This is a genomic window from Acidocella sp., from assembly GCF_027352905.1.
Classification (GTDB): Bacteria; Pseudomonadota; Alphaproteobacteria; order Acetobacterales; family Acetobacteraceae; genus Acidocella.
In genome coordinates this window covers 16,932-32,396 of sequence record NZ_DAIEIF010000047.1, presented here as the reverse complement: position 1 = coordinate 32,396, position 15,465 = coordinate 16,932, and the positions used below count along the sequence as shown (strand labels likewise).

General features: G+C 65.1%; 16 protein-coding genes. 5 read left to right on the top strand and 11 right to left on the bottom strand.

Features of this window, described 5'->3' with window-relative positions; translation table 11 throughout:
• The 3 genes from M7H45_RS08705 to M7H45_RS08695 form a co-directional block, all read right to left on the bottom strand.
• On the bottom strand, window positions 1–643 hold a 643-nt coding region (locus M7H45_RS08705), incomplete at its 3' end, for an AAA family ATPase (RefSeq protein WP_298216102.1).
• A gap of 149 nt (window positions 644–792) precedes the next feature.
• Window positions 793–1,416, bottom strand: coding sequence for a DsbA family protein (locus tag M7H45_RS08700; RefSeq protein WP_298216100.1), 624 nt, complete (start codon window positions 1,414–1,416; stop codon window positions 793–795).
• A 60-nt stretch (window positions 1,417–1,476) separates the two neighbouring features.
• A complete protein-coding gene (locus M7H45_RS08695; protein ID WP_298216098.1) occupies window positions 1,477–1,920 on the bottom strand; it encodes a DUF721 domain-containing protein in 444 nt (147 codons plus the stop codon).
• An 11-nt stretch (window positions 1,921–1,931) separates the two neighbouring features.
• Here M7H45_RS08695 and M7H45_RS08690 point away from each other — a divergent pair, with 11 nt between their 5' ends.
• On the top strand, window positions 1,932–2,972 hold the full coding sequence (locus M7H45_RS08690; RefSeq protein WP_298216096.1) for an A/G-specific adenine glycosylase: 1,041 nt from the start codon (window positions 1,932–1,934) through the stop codon (window positions 2,970–2,972).
• On the top strand, window positions 2,953–3,978 hold the full coding sequence (locus M7H45_RS08685) for a dipeptidase (RefSeq protein ID WP_298216094.1): 1,026 nt from the start codon (window positions 2,953–2,955) through the stop codon (window positions 3,976–3,978). Before M7H45_RS08690 ends, M7H45_RS08685 begins: the two co-directional genes overlap by 20 nt.
• Here M7H45_RS08685 and M7H45_RS08680 read toward each other — a convergent pair.
• Window positions 3,975–4,391: a hypothetical protein gene (locus tag M7H45_RS08680; RefSeq protein ID WP_298216093.1), complete on the bottom strand. Its 417-nt coding sequence runs from the start codon at window positions 4,389–4,391 to the stop codon at window positions 3,975–3,977. The genes M7H45_RS08685 and M7H45_RS08680 overlap by 4 nt on opposite strands.
• A gap of 191 nt (window positions 4,392–4,582) precedes the next feature.
• On the opposite strand from M7H45_RS08680, the gene M7H45_RS08675 reads away from it, so the two are divergent.
• The gene (locus M7H45_RS08675) at window positions 4,583–7,702 is read left to right on the top strand and encodes a glycosyltransferase (RefSeq protein WP_298216091.1); all 3,120 of its coding nucleotides are present in this window, start codon (window positions 4,583–4,585) and stop codon (window positions 7,700–7,702) included.
• Between the two features lie 6 nt (window positions 7,703–7,708).
• Here M7H45_RS08675 and M7H45_RS08670 read toward each other — a convergent pair whose 3' ends face one another.
• The 4 genes from M7H45_RS08670 to M7H45_RS08655 all read right to left on the bottom strand — a co-directional run bounded on the left by M7H45_RS08670 (window position 7,709) and on the right by M7H45_RS08655 (window position 10,477).
• Window positions 7,709–8,332, bottom strand: coding sequence for an FMN-binding negative transcriptional regulator (locus M7H45_RS08670; protein ID WP_298216089.1), 624 nt, complete (start codon window positions 8,330–8,332; stop codon window positions 7,709–7,711).
• 1 nt (window position 8,333) lies between these two features.
• Entirely contained in the window at window positions 8,334–9,122 is a 789-nt protein-coding gene (locus tag M7H45_RS08665; RefSeq protein ID WP_298216087.1) for an ABC transporter ATP-binding protein, read from the bottom strand.
• Between the two features lie 3 nt (window positions 9,123–9,125).
• Entirely contained in the window at window positions 9,126–10,019 is an 894-nt protein-coding gene (locus tag M7H45_RS08660) for an ABC transporter permease (protein WP_298216085.1), read from the bottom strand.
• A gap of 89 nt (window positions 10,020–10,108) precedes the next feature.
• On the bottom strand, window positions 10,109–10,477 hold the full coding sequence (locus tag M7H45_RS08655) for a hypothetical protein (protein ID WP_298216084.1): 369 nt from the start codon (window positions 10,475–10,477) through the stop codon (window positions 10,109–10,111).
• A gap of 150 nt (window positions 10,478–10,627) precedes the next feature.
• Here M7H45_RS08655 and M7H45_RS08650 point away from each other — a divergent pair, with 150 nt between their 5' ends.
• Window positions 10,628–12,001: a lytic transglycosylase domain-containing protein gene (locus M7H45_RS08650; RefSeq protein WP_298216083.1), complete on the top strand. Its 1,374-nt coding sequence runs from the start codon at window positions 10,628–10,630 to the stop codon at window positions 11,999–12,001.
• Between the two features lie 38 nt (window positions 12,002–12,039).
• Here M7H45_RS08650 and rho read toward each other — a convergent pair whose 3' ends face one another.
• The 3 genes from rho to M7H45_RS08635 all read right to left on the bottom strand — a co-directional run bounded on the left by rho (window position 12,040) and on the right by M7H45_RS08635 (window position 14,854).
• Window positions 12,040–13,314: a transcription termination factor Rho gene (gene rho, locus M7H45_RS08645; protein ID WP_298216109.1), complete on the bottom strand. Its 1,275-nt coding sequence runs from the start codon at window positions 13,312–13,314 to the stop codon at window positions 12,040–12,042.
• Window positions 13,315–13,446: 132 nt separating this feature from the next.
• Entirely contained in the window at window positions 13,447–13,905 is a 459-nt protein-coding gene (gene rnhA / locus M7H45_RS08640; protein WP_298216082.1) for a ribonuclease HI, read from the bottom strand.
• Complete coding sequence (locus tag M7H45_RS08635) at window positions 13,895–14,854, bottom strand: homoserine kinase (RefSeq protein WP_298216081.1); 960 nt, start codon at window positions 14,852–14,854, stop codon at window positions 13,895–13,897. Before M7H45_RS08635 ends, rnhA begins: the two co-directional genes overlap by 11 nt.
• Before the next feature lie 43 nt (window positions 14,855–14,897).
• Here M7H45_RS08635 and M7H45_RS08630 point away from each other — a divergent pair, with 43 nt between their 5' ends.
• Window positions 14,898–15,464: a hypothetical protein gene (locus M7H45_RS08630; protein WP_298216078.1), complete on the top strand. Its 567-nt coding sequence runs from the start codon at window positions 14,898–14,900 to the stop codon at window positions 15,462–15,464.
• The last annotated feature ends 1 nt before the right edge of the window (window position 15,465 follow it).

The following is a 15,465-nucleotide window of genomic DNA, read 5'->3' as shown; positions in this document are numbered from 1 at the left end:
GCGCCTGCTTCTTCAGCTCGCCCAGCCGCGCTTCCAATTGGCCCTTTAAATCGTCAGCGCGCAGCAAATTCTGCTCGGCGGCCTTCAGCTTCAGCTCTGCCTCGTGCCGGCGGGCGTGCAGGCCGGTAATACCCGCGGCTTCTTCCAGCAAGGCCCGGCGTTCTTCCGGCCGGGCGGAGACCAGCGCGCCGACGCGCCCCTGGCTGACCATTGCCGAGGCGCGGGAACCGGAGGCGAGATCCGCGAACAGGGTCTGCACGTCCCGCGCGCGGGCATCCTTGCCGTTAACCTTGTAATTGCTGCCCGCCCCGCGTTCGATCTTGCGGGAGATTTCGAGGTCCGCGGAGTCCTGGAAGGGCGGCGGGGCCATGCCCAGCGTTTCCTCCAGTGTGAGTGTGACTTCCGCCAGATTGCGGGCCGGGCGGCCGGTTGTGCCGGCGAAGATCACATCCTCCATCTCATTGCCGCGCATGTTGCGGGCATTGGCCTCGCCCATCGCCCATCGCAGCGCTTCGATGACGTTCGATTTCCCGCATCCGTTTGGCCCGACCACCCCGGTGAGACCGGGGAGGATTTCCACGGTCGTGGGGTCGGCGAAGCTCTTGAAACCGGCGATACGCAGCCGGGCGAAACGTGCGGGCATCTAGTCTCCCCTAGAGTGCGATGGCATCTGATTGACCCGCATTGCGGGGCAATCTCAGATGTCTGAAGCGCCCTCTATATCTATAGTTTAGAGCCAGATTCAGACGTAAGATGAATTCGCTTTGCGAATTCGTCTTGCGTCATCCGGCCCTAGCCTCCAGCCTTGGCGACAAGGCTGGCGAAGGTGTCGTAATCCATGGCGCCGGGGATTTTCTTGCCGTTGATGATGAAGGTCGGCGTGGCGTCGATCTGGTCGATCTTCTCGGCTTCCTGATGGCCGGCGAGAATCCATTTGCCCAGGGCTTCGTCGTTCCAGGCTTTGTCGTATGTGGCTTGGTCCATCCCGGCGAGGGCGGCATACTTAAAGATACGGGCGTGGTAATCCTCGCCCTCCTGGAAGGCCCAGTCGTTCTGGCTGGCGAACAGCGCCTCGATGAAGGGGTAATATTCGTTGGCGGGCAGATAGCGGGAGACCTGGGCGGCCTTGAGCGCGATCTGGTCCAGCGGGAAATCGTGATAGACAAAGCGCACCTTGCCGGTATCCACCAGCTTGGGCTTGATCTGCGGCATCGTCACCGTTCCGAACTCGGCGCAATGCGGGCAGGTGAGGGAGAAGAACTCCAGCACCGTGACCGGCGCGTTGGGCGAGCCGATGGAGCGTTCTGTTTCCGTGGAGGGAGTAGCGCCGGCAGGCGCCGAGTCGGCCCAGGCAAAGGACGGAGCCAGGGCGGCAGCCCCTACTAAGGATAGTGTGGAACGGCGGGTAATCTGCATGATTTCTCCTATATATGGTGTAGCCAGATTCCAGGCCGGGAGTCCAACCCGGCGTGCAAGTTATCCACGGGATTTTATGCCCTGATAGAGCCGTGCCAGGGCGGCGCCGAGCTCGCCGGGGGGCAGGCCCTCCGGTGGCGGGGCGGGGTTGCGCGGGGTGGGGCGCGCGGGCGTGGTGGAAGGCGGGCGCGGCGCCTGCTGCTCGAACCGCAGCCTTTCCACCATGTTATGGCCCAAGGCCAGGTTCAGCCGGGCGATGATCTGCGGGGCGGCGAATTGCAGCTCCAGCGCGGTGGGGCCGGTGCAGCCGAGCGTGAGCGTGCCGCCGGCGAATTTAACCGGCGCGGCGCGGGCCGCCAAATCCGGCCCGGCGAGTTGCGGCCAATCCGCCAGCAGCGCCGCGGCCGCGGGGGCGCGGCGGCGGAAGGCGGGCCGGGTGACGGGCGCCAGAATCGCGGCGATGCCGCGCGGGCCGAAATTGCGCGGCGCGGGCTCTTCCGTCACAATCAAGCCCCGTGGCCCCCGTTTCTTCTTTTTCACCTCCTCCGGCACGCGAACTCCTTTCCTGGTATCACCGGCACCGGCGCGACCTGCCTTGGCGCGCCGCGCCGGGAGAACGCGCCGACCCGTACCGGGTCTGGCTCTCCGAGATCATGCTACAGCAAACCGTGGCCGCCACGGCGCGACCATATTACGCCAAATTTCTCGCGGCGTATCCCTCTGTCGAGGCGCTGGCGGCGGCAAGCGTGGAGGAGGTATGCGCCCTATGGGCGGGGCTGGGCTATTATGCCCGGGCGCGCAATTTGCACGAATGCGCCCGGCTGGTGGCGGCGCGCGGCGGGTTTCCCGCCGATATCGCCGGGTTGCGGGCTTTGCCCGGCATCGGCCCCTATACCGCGAGCGCCATCGCCGCCATCGCCTTTGGCCTGCCGGCGCTGCCGGTGGATGGCAATGTCGAGCGCGTCACCGCCCGCATCTTCGCGATTCGCGAGGCGTTGCCGGCGGCGAAACCGCATATCGCCCGCGCGGCGGCGGGAATGATGACGGACGCGGATGCCCGCGCCGCGCCGGGGGATTTCGCCCAGGCGCTGTTCGATCTCGGCGCCACGCTCTGCACGCCAAGATCGCCCGATTGCCTGATTTGCCCGTGGACGGCGCATTGCCGGGGCCGGGCGCTCGGACTCGCTGCCTCTTTGCCCCGCAAGGCGGCCAAGGCCGAGCGCCCGCGCCGCCGGGGCCTGGCCTATGTGCTGCTGGACGCGCGGGACGATGTATTGCTGTGGCGGCGGCCGCCGCGCGGATTGCTGGGCGGGATGCTGGCCTTGCCGGAAACGCCGCCTGTGGCCGCGCCCTGGCGCGAGGCGGGGGAGGTGACGCATGTCTTCACTCATTTCCGCCTCGCCATGGAGGTGCGGGCGGCGCGGGTTCCCGCCCTTCCCGATTCGGCTCTTCGCGCCCCGGCGGCAACGGCGCCTCTCCCCTCCGTCATGCGCAAGGCGCTTGACGCGGGATGGCGGGCGCTCAACCATAAGCGGGATGACGACCGATCCGCATGACGGCCTGCTGGCCCTCGATACCCATGTCGACATTCCCTGGCCCGAGGGAGCGAGCCCATTCGAGGATGGGCCGCGCTGCGTCGACCTGCCAAAGCTGCGGCGCGGGCGTGTCGCGGCGGTGTGCTTCGCCGCCTATATCCCCCAGGGCCGGCGGGATACGCCCGCCCATGCCGCCGCCGCCGAGCGCGCGCGGGCGATGCTGACCACGATTGCCGCGATGGCCCCGGCGGATGGTTCCGGCGGCCTGCTCGCCACCAGCGCCGCCCAGGTGGAGGCGGCTTACGCGGCGGGCAAGCCCGGCATCATCCCGGCGATCGAAAACGGCTACGCCATTGGCCGGAGCCTGGCATTGCTGGATGAATTCGCCGCGCGGGGCATACGCTACATGACGCTGACCCATAACGGCCATAACGAGATCGCCGACGCCGCCATTCCGCTCGTCAATCTCGGCGATAAGGAAACGGAATATGGCGGACTCTCGGATTTCGGTCAGGCGGTGGTGGATAGGATGAACGAGCTGGGGGTGCTGGTCGATATATCCCACGCCGCCAAGCCGACGATGATGCAAGCGGCGGCGCGTTCGCGCATCCCGGTGGTGGCCACCCATAGCTGCATGAGGGCGCTTTGCGACCATAAGCGCAATCTGGACGACGAGCAGCTCGACATGCTGGCCGCCACTGGCGGCCTGGCGCAGGTTACCGCCGTCTCGAATTTTTTGCGCCCGCGGGCGCGGGCGATGGAGCTGACGGTGGAGGATATCGCCGACCACATCGATTATGCGGTGCGGCGCATGGGGATCGATCATGTCGGGATCGGCACGGATTTCGACGGCGGTGGCGGTGTGCGCGGGTTTATGAACGCCGCCGAGGCGCCGAATCTCACCGCCGCCCTGGCCCGGCGGGGCTATGGGCGGGATGAACTGGGGAAAATCTGGGGGGGTAATTTTCTAAGATTGATGCGCCTGGCCGAGGCAGCGGCGGCTTCCCCCAAGGCGGCGGCGGATTAACCGGCCATTTCGAGCTTTTTTTCGCCGAGAAGCGACCAGTCTTTTCGCGGCAGCCTGCCTTCGAGAAAGCCAGGCCCCATGAAATGGTCCCTGGCGGAGCGGGCAGCGCCTGATTTGATCGCCGCGGCGACGTCAGGATATTCGGCCAGGTACCATGCCTCATCGACTTCGACCGGGCGGGGCAGGCGATTTTCGAAATACCCCGCAACGATGTAATGATGCTTGGCTGATTTCAGCGCGCCGCTTTTTACCGCATCGGCCACGTCCGAATTTTGCTTGAGATACCATGTCTCATCCACATCCACATGCTCCAGGAGGAGTCTGATGAGATAAAATAATTTGGATTCCTGCAACTCGACATAATGTCCGCCGCCGCCGTCCGCATCGCTCATCAGGTAACTATAAGAGCGCATAACGTCCTCATTAATGGATAGACACATATTTTACCCTAAAGCAGAATTCGGTTGCGGTGCAACATAAAATAAAATCATGAATGTGCTATTCCACTCGGGACACATCTTTGCGCTTGAGTACGATAATCGGATGGGTGAGAAGAGGCCACGCGGGCTGATAGGGGCCGGCCTCCCAGATAGACGGAGTCTCGATGGCGGTCAGGGGACATGTGGATACGATGGAGGGCAGCTATCTCACGGGATGGGCGGCCTCCATACCGGATAGCGGTAATTGCGCCATCACCGTGCTGGATGAGGAGGGCAAGCTCGTCGCCAAGGGGCGCGCCTCCCGCCACCGGCCCGATCTCGCCGCGCTCGGCCTGGGCCGTTCCACCCTGGCCTACCGCATCGCCCTGCCACTCGGCGCGGAAGCGAGGCGGTTGCGGGTTCTAGCCGATGGCGTCGAGCTGACCGGCTCGCCCATTATCGTCGGCCCAGGCCATTTTGATGGATTTTTCCAGCTTGTCGACGATCGTCTTACCGGGTGGGTGACCGAGCGTGCCAAACCCGCCAGAGCGCCTTTCATCACGGTGCGGACCGCCATGGGGCTGGAGGTGGCGCGGGGGGAAAGCCGGCTCACGCCGGGCCCGGACCCGCTTTTCTGCCCCGCCCAGTTCAGCCTGGTTCTGGATGATGAATGTTTCGGCGCCGGAGAGCTTTACCTGGATGTCTATGCCGACGAGGTTCTGTTGGGGCGGGTTTCCTGTGATCTGCCTTTGCACGCCCAGCTGGAGAGTATCGGGCCCAACCATCTGCGCGGCTGGATCTATTCCCCCGCCATGCCCAAACGCAGCTTTTCCCTGGTGGTATTTCGCGATGGCCGGCTGGAAGAAACCGCCATTTGCGACCGCGAGCGGCTGGATGTGCAAGCGCATTACCCGGATTGCGGCACGCCGGGCTTCGACATCACCCTTGATCCGGCTGAAAATGGGGTGACCGAGCCGGTCGGCCTCGTGGTGCGATTCACGGAAAAGGGGCGAAATCTTTTTGAAAGCCCCTATCTTTTTGCGAGCCGCCCCGCCGCCGTCACCGCCACGTTGAAGGCGGCGCATCTCGCCGCGAGCGATCTGCCGGGCCTGGGGATGGCGGAGCGGGCGGTGCTGACGGAAGCGCTGCGGGAATATCTCGCCAAAATGCGCGCGCAGGATGGCATTCTGCTCTCCCGCCAGCCGGACCCGTTGCCGGCGGTGAAGCGGGCCCGGCGCGTCGCGATCATCATTCCCATCTATCGCGGGGTGCAGGTCACGCGAGAGTGCATCGAATCCGTCCTCGCGCATCGCGACCCGGAAACCGACCAGGTCATTCTCGTCAATGACGCTTCCCCGGAAGAGGCGATGGCGCCCATGCTCGCCGCCTACCGGGCCACGCCGAATCTCACGCTCGTTGAAAATCAGACAAATCTCGGTTTTGTCGGCACCGTCAACCGCGGCATGAATCTGGTCAAGGGGCTGGATGTGCTGCTGCTCAACTCCGATACCGTGATGTTCGCGGGTGGGCTAGATGAGTTGATCCGTGTCGCTTATGGGCGTCCGGAGATCGGCACGGTCACCGCCATGTCGAGCAACGCCACCATCTTTTCCTACCCCAGCGCGGAATTACGCGTCCCGGCCCTCGCCGATATCGGCTGGGCGGAACTGGCGGCGCGGGCGCTCTCCGCCAATGCGGGCATTTGCGAGGATGTACCGACCGGCCATGGCTTCTGCATTTTTATCAAGGGTGAGGTCATTCAGCGCATCGGTGTGCTGGATGAGGCTTTCGGGCGCGGCTATGGCGAGGAGAATGATTTTTGCGCCCGTGCCGCGGCCATCGGCTATCGCAATGTCGCGGCGGGCGGCGTCATCGTCGAGCATAAGGAGAGCATCTCCTTCGGCAATGAGCGCGCCAGCCTGATCGCCCAGAACCAGCCCCGCCTCAACGCGCTGTATCCCGAATACACGCCGATCATCATGGAATTTGAAAAGCGGGATGGGTTGCGGCGGCTGCGCTGGGCCCTGGACCGGGCCCGCCTGGCCCGCGCCCGCGCCGCTGGAGCGTCTTTCGCGCTCGTCATCTCCAATGCGCTGGAAGGCGGCACGCCGAGAGCCATCCGCGACATGGAACGCCAGATCGGCTACGGGGGAGCAACGCGCCTCTCGCTCAGCGTCACCGCTTCCGGGCTGATGGAGCTGAGCTGCGCGGAACCGCTGCTTTGCGCCCATTTCATGAAAGACGAGACGGAGGAGCTGTTCGCCATATTGGACGCCGCCGCGCCCGGGCTGGTGCTGGTCCATCAGCTCCTTGGGTTTCCGGCCACGCTCGTCACGCAATTGCGGGACTGGCTGCCCGGGCGGCGCAGCCTGCTCTGGGCGCATGATTTTTACCCGCTTTGCCCGAGGGTGACGATGATCGACGCCATCGGCCGTTTTTGCGGCGGCGCCGACGCCGCGACCTGCGCGCGTTGCGTGAAGATGGGCGGCGCGCATGAAACATCCGTCCTGACCGATCTGTCCCCTGTGGAGCACCGGGCCTTATTCGCCGGGCTGATGGCGAACTTCACCCATGTGGTCGTGCCTTCAGTGAGCGCGGAAGGCTATCTGAAGAAAATCTTTCCCGACATCCCCTTCAAAGTGGTCCCCCACCCCGAACCCGCCGACGCGGTGGCGGCGCGGGCGCGCAGCGGCACGGATGACGAGATCGTGCTGCTGGGCGCCATCGGCCCGCATAAGGGTTCGGATAGGCTGGAGGAGATCGCCCGGCGCGCGCGCCTGACCCATCCGCATCTCAATTTCCGGGTCATCGGCTTCACCAATATCGACCGGCGTCTCAAGGAGATCGGCAATGTCACGATCACCGGCAAATACGCTCCGGAGGATTTGCCGGGTCTGTTGACGGAGACGAAGGGGAGGCTGGCGCTGTTCCTTCCCGCCTGGCCGGAGACCTATTCCTACACGCTGTCCGAATTGGTGAAGCATGGGTTCATTCCGCTGGCGCCCGATATCGGCGCGCCGGCGGCCCGGATTCGTGAAAACGGCTTCGGCGTGGTGTTTCCCTTCCCGGCGAATGCCGAGGAAGTACTGAAGTTGATCGACGCCATTGCCGCCGGAGAGATCAACCCCGTTGCGGAGGGCGCGGTCCCGGCGGGATTCTTCTCGCGCCAGGAGGATCTCGACTGGCTGAAGACCCTGGTTTTGGGCGAGGGGAAGCCGGCGGAAAGCGAGTCCGCTTGGGAAGCCGCTCCGGGCAAGAAGGACAGAAAGCCGGCGCGGCAAAAATTGCGGGCCGGCGCCGCCTGAAGGCGGTCAGGCCGGGTCGCCACGGGCCCGGCGCATCGCCCGGGCGAGAGCGGGGTTTTCCCTCTCCACCCCCGCGATCACGCCATTCCGGTCCTCTTCGCCGCGATTCTGGCTGAGCTTGACCTTGCCTTCCAGCCGGGTGATGGCGAGCGCCAGCCCGACAATGCCCTTGAGCTGGCCGATGATGAAATCCGCGGGCGCGTCGGTGACACTCCAGGGCGCGGCCCGCCCGGCTTCATGGGCATCGGTGAGCGCGGAGACGATGGCGCGTTTTTCCCCCGTTTCATGGATGACGCTGAGTCGCCCGCTCGCATGCACGACGCTGTAATTCCAGGTCGGCACCACCCGGCCATGGACCCGTTTGCTGGGATACCAGGACGGGCTGACATAGCCATCCGCGGCGCTGAAGATGGCGAGCGATTCCTGCTCCGGATCATAATCCCGCCAATGATCGTTGGCCTTGGCCACATGGCCGATCAACCGGTCCGGCGCCTGGAGCAGGAGCGGCAGATGGGTGGCGAGCAGCCCGCCGCCGCGCCGGGGCGAGATCAGCACCGGCAGGGAACTGGCCCGCATGATGGCATGCAACGCCTCCGGGCGGTTCTCGGCGAAGGCGGGAGGGATATACAATTCAGACCGCTGTCAGGGCGCTGGCCGCCGTCTTGGCCTGCTCGAACTGTTCCGGCGGCAGATAGGCGGAGAGGATCTCCTCCGGCGGGCCATCCGCGTGCACACGGCCACCTTCCATCCAGATGATCCGGTTACACCATTGCATGAGGATCGCGGCGTTATGGGAAGACAGCACGAGGATTTCGGCGCTGCCGACCATGGTCTCCAGCCGCTGCCGGGCCTTGCCGAGAAAGGCGGCGTCGCCGGCCAGGATCCATTCATCCATCAGCAATATCTGGGGGTGAATGGCCGTCGCCAGGGCGAAGCCGAGGCGCACGATCATGCCCGAGGAATAGGTGCGTACCGGCAGGCTGAGAAAATTGCCAAGCTCGGCGAACTGCGCCACATCCTCTTGCAAAACCCTGGTCTGCTGCTCCGAATACCCGTTGAACAAGGCGCGCAGGCGAATGTTCTCGTAGCCCGTCAGCTCCATGTTCATGCCCTGGCCGGGGTCGAGCAGGGCTGTCACCAGCCCCTCGATGACGATGCGCCCGCCCACGGGCTCGTAAATTCCCGCCATGGCGCGCAGCAGCGTGGTTTTGCCCGCGCCATTGGAGCCGATGAAGCCGAGACGGTCCCCGGTATGGAGCGAGAAGGACACGTCCCGCAGCGCTTCGACGGTCAGGCGTTTGCGGCTATCCTGTCCCATCCGGCCGGAAGCGGCGGCGAAGACGGTTTTCTTGAGGCTGCGGCTTTCTCCATGATAAAGCGGGAAAGAGACCGACACGTTTTCCACGAGCAGCTGCGCCATGGTTCAGATCCAGTAGGGGATGCGCTGGCGCGTCCGCGCGAAGGCCAGGAAGGCGAGACCCATCAGGAGAGCGGAATAAGCGAGGGCGTTGATCCAGGCGAGGCTGTTCAAGGCCTGGCCGAGGAGCGGGGCGCGCAGGATTTCGAGCATGCCGTAAAAGGGATTCATCTCGATCAGGATCAGGCTCAGCCCCAGCCCCCGATGCGTCAGCATCTCCGGGCTCCACATGATCGGCGTGAGATAAAACGCGATCTGCATGATGCTGCCGACGATGGGCGGCACGTCCCGGAAGCGCGCCCCGATGACGCCGAGCAGCAGCGCCACGGCGAAGCAATCCGCCATCCAAAGCAGCAGGGCGGCGGGCAGGCTCAGCACTGGCCAGGACCAATGCGGGGGGAAGACGGCGAAGACGATGAGGATGGGGAGAATATTATGCGCAAGGACGAGAAAATTGCGCACCACCACCCGCGCCGCATGCAGCGCGTGGGGCATGCGCATCGCCCGGACCATTCCCTCTGACTGGGTGAAACAGGTCGCGCCCTCGCCCGTGACCGTGTTGAGGAAATTCCACAAGACCAGGGACACGGCGAGAAACGGCAGATACGCCCCGACATCCTGGTGAAACAGCCGGGCATAGACAAAGCCGATGGCGCCGATCATCACCCCCGTGGAAAGGGTGAGCCAGAACGGGCCGAGCAGCGAGCCCCGGTAGCGCAGCCGGATATCGAACAGGCTGAGCGCCCAGATCAGGGGCCATAACCGCAGCGTCTCGTGAAAATCCTGAGCGGCGGCGGCCAGGCGCGTCCGCCAGCCCCGGGCGGAGCTGATGACCACGATTTGCGGAAGCGGCGTATCCGGCCGGAAAAGGCCGGCTCCCGCCTTTTCGGGCCCCGGCATGAGCATGTTCATGGCCTGCCGATACCCCATGCCGGCAGCGGCTTCAATATTTTCTCCGTGAATGACGAAGTCTTCAGCCGCCGGTACGGCTAGCGAACCGTGATGCGCAAGGCGGGCGCATCGCTCACCATCACGCGCATGCCGGGGGTGAGGTTGGCCGGCGCGGCGCCGGGGGGCGGCACCAGGGAGCGCACCGACCCGTCCGGAAGCTGCAAAATGATTTCTCGCGCCGAGGCGGGCGGGGACATGGCGGGGGTGCCCAAACTCTGCATCACCTGGTTGAGGGCCGGAGCGGCCCCGCCTGCCGCCGAAACCGGGCGGACGGAGAGAATTTGCGCCGTATAGGCTTGCGGCATCACCGCGACCGGCGCCGTTCGGGGCTGGGCGGCGCAACCGCCCAGCACGAGTAAAATCCCGAGGGCAAGGGAAGGGGCGGCGCGCATATCCAAGCTTAGCACGGCCGCGCCTGGTTCCGATAGCATCGCCTTGCAGGTTTTCCTTGCAGGCGGTTTCATGGGTGTATAAGAGGTTACAGCGCCTTTTTTAAGCCGCCATTGAGCGAAGTATCACAAGCCAATGGGGGAGTGAACCGCGTGGAGGCTTCAATCGTGGGTAAAACCAGAATGCGGAACGTGAAGGTCGTGCGGAAGGGGGCCAAGCTCAGGCCAAGGCTCGCCGCCAGCTGCGCAGGGATGGCCCTGCTCTCCGCCTGCGCCGCGCCGCAAGGCCAGAACCGCTATACCGGAGAAACCACCTCTTATTACCTGGCCCATGCCGCGCATAATTATAACCCGCCCGGGCCGCCGGGCGATCCATGGGGGCCCTATATCAAAATCGCCGCCGCGCATTTCGATGTGCCGGAGATGTGGATCCGCCAGGTGATGCGGGTCGAATCCGGCGGGCATGAATATAGCGGCGGGCATCTCATCGTCTCCTCCGCCGGGGCCATGGGGTTGATGCAGCTCGAACCCGGCACCTATCAGGAAATGGCGGAGCGCTACGGGCTGGGCGACGACCCCTTCAACCCTTATGACAATATCATGGCGGGCACGGCCTATATTCATGAAATGTATCAGGTTTATGGCTCGCCGGGCTTTCTTGCCGCCTATAATGCCGGGCCAGGCCGCCTGGACGCCTTCATGAACTATAAGCGTTCCTTGCCGAGCGAGACGATCAATTATGTGGCGATGATCGCCCCGAACATCGAGGGCTATTACCCGCAGCGCCGCTCGGCGGCGGACGAGCTGGCCCTCAACACCGAGCCGCTGGGGGAGAGCGGCGGCATTCTGCCCAGCGGTTTCACCCCCCAGGCGCCGCAGCCCAGCCAGCTTTCCGCGCCGGTGCGTATCGCCTCGCTGGCGCCGGTCGCCGTGCCGGATGATACGGGTCCGGCTCCGGTCACCGTGCCGGTCTCCTCCATTCTGCCGCCCGCGGCGGCCTCGCCGCCTCCCGCGCCGGTCCAGATCGCCTCGATCGCGCCTCCGGCGGCGCCCGCGCCGCAGCCGCCCAGCCCCGCCCAGATCGCGGCCATGTCCTCGGTCTATACGCCGCCCGCGGTCACGCTCCCCCCGCCGCCGCCGGTCCCCGTCGCGCCAGCCGCGCCGGTGCGCATGGCAAGCGCTCTGCCCGCGCCGCCGCCCCATCCGAAGCCGCAAGGCTTCTCATTGATTCCGCCGGCCATGGCCGATACGCCGCCCGTGCAGGCGGCGGCGTTTAATTCGGGCCAGCGGAGCTGGGGGATTCAGGTCGGCGCCTATGATAGCCCTTCCAACGCGCGGGCAGCACTCGGCATGGCCGAGCTTACCGGCGCCAGAGTGCTGACCAAGGCGCAGCCGGTGGTGATGACGATCCATGCCCAGGGCCGTGTGCAATACCGGGCCCGTTTCGTGGGGCTGCAACGCGAGGAGGCGGTGAATGCCTGCACCCACCTCGCGGGCGGGCCGACGGGCTGCGTGGTGCTCTCCCCCGACGCGCAATCCTGAAAACGCGCGGCGGACGGCCCGGGCCGCCCGGTGCGAAATCAGGTATTCATAGCCTCGAAGAAATCGGCGTTGGTCTTCGAGTATTTCAGCTTGTCGAGCAGGAATTCCATGGCATCCGTCGTGCCCATCGGGCTCAGGATGCGGCGCAGCACCCACATCTTCGAGAGCACGGCCCGGTCCACCAGCAATTCCTCCTTGCGGGTGCCGGATTTGGTGATGTCGATGGCGGGGAAGGTGCGCTTATCCGAGAGCTTGCGGTCGAGGATGAGCTCGGCATTGCCGGTGCCCTTGAATTCCTCGAAAATCACCTCGTCCATGCGGCTGCCGGTATCGATCAGCGCGGTGGCGATGATGGTGAGCGAGCCGCCTTCCTCGATATTGCGCGCCGCGCCGAAAAACCGCTTGGGCCGTTGCAGGGCGTTGGCGTCCACGCCGCCGGTGAGCACCTTGCCCGAGGATGGCACGACGGTGTTATAGGCGCGGGCCAGCCGGGTGATCGAATCGAGCAGGATCACCACGTCGCGCTTGTGCTCGACCAGCCGCTTCGCCTTTTCCAGCACCATCTCCGTCACCTGCACATGGCGGGAGGCGGGTTCGTCGAAGGTGGAGGCCACGACCTCGCCGCGCACGGAGCGGGACATGTCGGTCACCTCCTCCGGGCGCTCGTCGATGAGCAGCACCATCAGGAACACTTCCGGATGGTTGGCGGTGATGGAGGAGGCGATGTTTTGCAGCATCACCGTCTTGCCGGTGCGTGGCGGCGCCACCACCAGGGCGCGCTGCCCCTTACCGATGGGAGCCACCAGATCGATCACCCGGCCCGTGACATCCTTGGCCTGCCCCTTCACGGTCGGCTCGGGCACCTCCACCTCCATGCGCAGGCGCGAGGTGGGGTAAAGCGGGGTGAGATTGTCGAAATTGATGCGGTGCTTGACCGCCTCGGGCGATTCGAAATTGATTTTATCGACATTCACCAGGGAGAAATACCGCTCGCCCTCCTTGTGGGCGCGGATCTCGCCATCCACCGTATCGCCGGTCCGCAGCCCGTAGCGGCGCACCTGTTGCGGTGAGACGTAGATATCCTCCGGCCCGGGAAGAAAATTGGCCTCGGGGTTGCGGAGAAAGCCGAAACCATCGGGCAGGATCTCGAGCGTGCCATCCCCATGAATCGCCTGGCCGTTTTCTGCCACGGCTTTGAGGATGGAGAACATGATGTCCTGCTTGCGCAGGGAGGAGGCGTTCTCCACCTCCAGCTCCTCCGCCAGGGCGAGAAGATCGGTGGGGGATTTTGCCTTCAATTCGGCGAGATGCATGAGAATCCAGTTGAACGTATGGCCAGGGCGGAAGGCCATGGCGGGGAAAAAACTAAAGGGGAAGCGTGCCCGGAGCGGGCCCCGAGGCGCGGACGGCCTCGATCTTCCTAATGGGGAGTCGCGGGGAAAAGATCAACCCCTTTTGATGTTTTCCCGCGCGGCGGTGGCGAGCTCGTCCGCCCGCTCGTTCATCGCGTCGCCCGCATGGCCCCTGACCCACAGCCATTCGATCCGGTGCGGCTTGGCCGCGTCGAGAACACGCCGCCAGAGATCCATGTTCTTCACCGGGTCGCCGGCGGCATTGCGCCAGTTCTTGCGGACCCAGCCTTCATGCCAGCGGGTGATGCCGTTGCGCAGATATTCCGAATCCGTGTGCAGCCGCACGAGGCAGGGCCGTTTCAGCGCCGCCAGAGCCTCCGCCGCGGCGGTCAGCTCCATGCGGTTATTGGTGGTCTCGCGCTCCGCCCCGGTGAGTTCCTTCACCACGTCCCGGAATTTGAGGATCGCCGCCCAGCCGCCCGGACCGGGATTGGGCTTGCAGCCGCCATCCGTCCAGATCTCAACGATCTCCCCGGGCGGGTCAGAGGCCATAGGCGGCCGCTCCCGAGACCGAGAAATGGAAGCGCAGCCGCCGGTAGTAATCGAGCGGGTCCTTGCGGGTGACGAGCGCGCCCTCCGGCGTGTTCAGCCAGTCATACAGCCGGGTGAGCAGAAAGCGCAGGGCGGCGCCGCGGCAGAGCACGGGCAGGGCCGCGATCTCCGCCTGCGACAGCGGGCGCACGGATTGATAGCCGCGCAGCAGGGCCCGGGACATGGTGACGTTCAGCTCTGCATGGCGCTCGAAACACCAAGCGTTGAGGCAGACCGCGATGTCATAGGCCAGGATGTCGGTGCAGGCGAAATAGAAATCGATCAGTCCCGATATCTTGCCATCCAAGAAGAATACGTTGTCGGGGAACAAATCCGCGTGGATCTGGCCGGTGGGGAGGGCGCGCGGCCAGTGGGCGAGCGTATCGGCCAGCCAGCCCTGCAAATCTCCCCCCAGCCCGCCCAGCAGGCTATCCGCCTGCGGCAGGCATTTTTCCAGCAGCGGCCCCCAGGATTGCGGCCCCAGCCCGTTGGGCCGGGTCATCGCGAAGCCTTCGCCGGCGAGATGCAGCCGGGCCAGCGCCTCGCCCAGCGGCGCGCAGTGGGAAAGCTGGGGGCGGCGCGGCCAGACCCCCGGCAGAAACGTGGTGATCGCCGCCATCTTGCCCGCGAGTTCCTGAAGGTTGCGCCCGTCCCGCGCGCGCACCGGCAGCGGGCAGGGCATTCCCCGTCCCCGCAGATGTTCCATGAGGCCGAGGAAATATGGCAGATCCTGCTTGCGCACCCGTCTTTCATATAAAGTGAGGATGAAATCGCCCTGGGTGGTTTTCAGGGCGTAATTGCTGTTTTCCACACCCTCGGCGATGCCCCGGAAGGCGGTGAGCGTGCCGATATCGTAAAGAGCCAGGAACGCCGTCAGCGCCTCATCCGAGACTTCGGTATAAACTGCCATGGGGCTAGATGACCGGGGCGGAATTTTCTGGCAAGGGAGCGCCATGAAAGTTTTCCGGCTCCGTCTGCTTTCCGCCGTGTCTCTCACCGCGCTGCTGGGCCTTGCCGCATGCGGGGGCGATAGCCAGCCGGACGCCGCGAAGGCGTCCGACCCTTTGCAATTTTGCCCGCCGGTCGCCGTGCTGCAACAGGCGCAGACGGTGACGCTGTTTCTGCCCGGCCGCAGCGACATCGCCGCGCAGATATCCACCGCGCAGATCACCGGCATTTCCGGCCAGTGCACCTACCGCAAGAAAGGCAAGACCCCTCTTTTGGAAGTGAAATTCACCGCCAGCTTTCTCGCCGCCAATGGTCCGGCCAATCACGGCCAGCCCGTCACCCTTCCCTGGTTCGTGGCCATCACCAAGGGCGATCAGATCCTCGACAAGAAGGAGTACAGCATCAAGCTCGGTTTCGATGGCAATATGAGCAAGACGGCGGCGGTTTCCAAGCCGGTGGTGATCGATCTGCCGCCCAGCCCCGCCAGCGCGCGGCTGCAAATTCTCGCCGGGTTCGAGATGACGCCGGAGCAGCTCGCCTATGCCGCCGCCCATCCCGGCGCCGCGCCCTGAC

Coding starts and splice junctions, on each gene's coding strand:
- M7H45_RS08675 (WP_298216091.1), top strand. CDS start 4,583: ATGGCGGTCAGGGGACATGTGGATACGATGGAGGGCAGCTATCTCACG.
- M7H45_RS08665 (WP_298216087.1), bottom strand. CDS start 9,122: ATGGCGCAGCTGCTCGTGGAAAACGTGTCGGTCTCTTTCCCGCTTTAT.
- rnhA (WP_298216082.1), bottom strand. CDS start 13,905: ATGGCCTCTGACCCGCCCGGGGAGATCGTTGAGATCTGGACGGATGGC.
- M7H45_RS08685 (WP_298216094.1), top strand. CDS start 2,953: ATGACGACCGATCCGCATGACGGCCTGCTGGCCCTCGATACCCATGTC.
- M7H45_RS08635 (WP_298216081.1), bottom strand. CDS start 14,854: ATGGCAGTTTATACCGAAGTCTCGGATGAGGCGCTGACGGCGTTCCTG.
- M7H45_RS08630 (WP_298216078.1), top strand. CDS start 14,898: ATGAAAGTTTTCCGGCTCCGTCTGCTTTCCGCCGTGTCTCTCACCGCG.
- M7H45_RS08700 (WP_298216100.1), bottom strand. CDS start 1,416: ATGCAGATTACCCGCCGTTCCACACTATCCTTAGTAGGGGCTGCCGCC.
- M7H45_RS08660 (WP_298216085.1), bottom strand. CDS start 10,019: ATGCCGGGGCCCGAAAAGGCGGGAGCCGGCCTTTTCCGGCCGGATACG.
- rho (WP_298216109.1), bottom strand. CDS start 13,314: ATGCATCTCGCCGAATTGAAGGCAAAATCCCCCACCGATCTTCTCGCC.
- M7H45_RS08680 (WP_298216093.1), bottom strand. CDS start 4,391: ATGCGCTCTTATAGTTACCTGATGAGCGATGCGGACGGCGGCGGCGGA.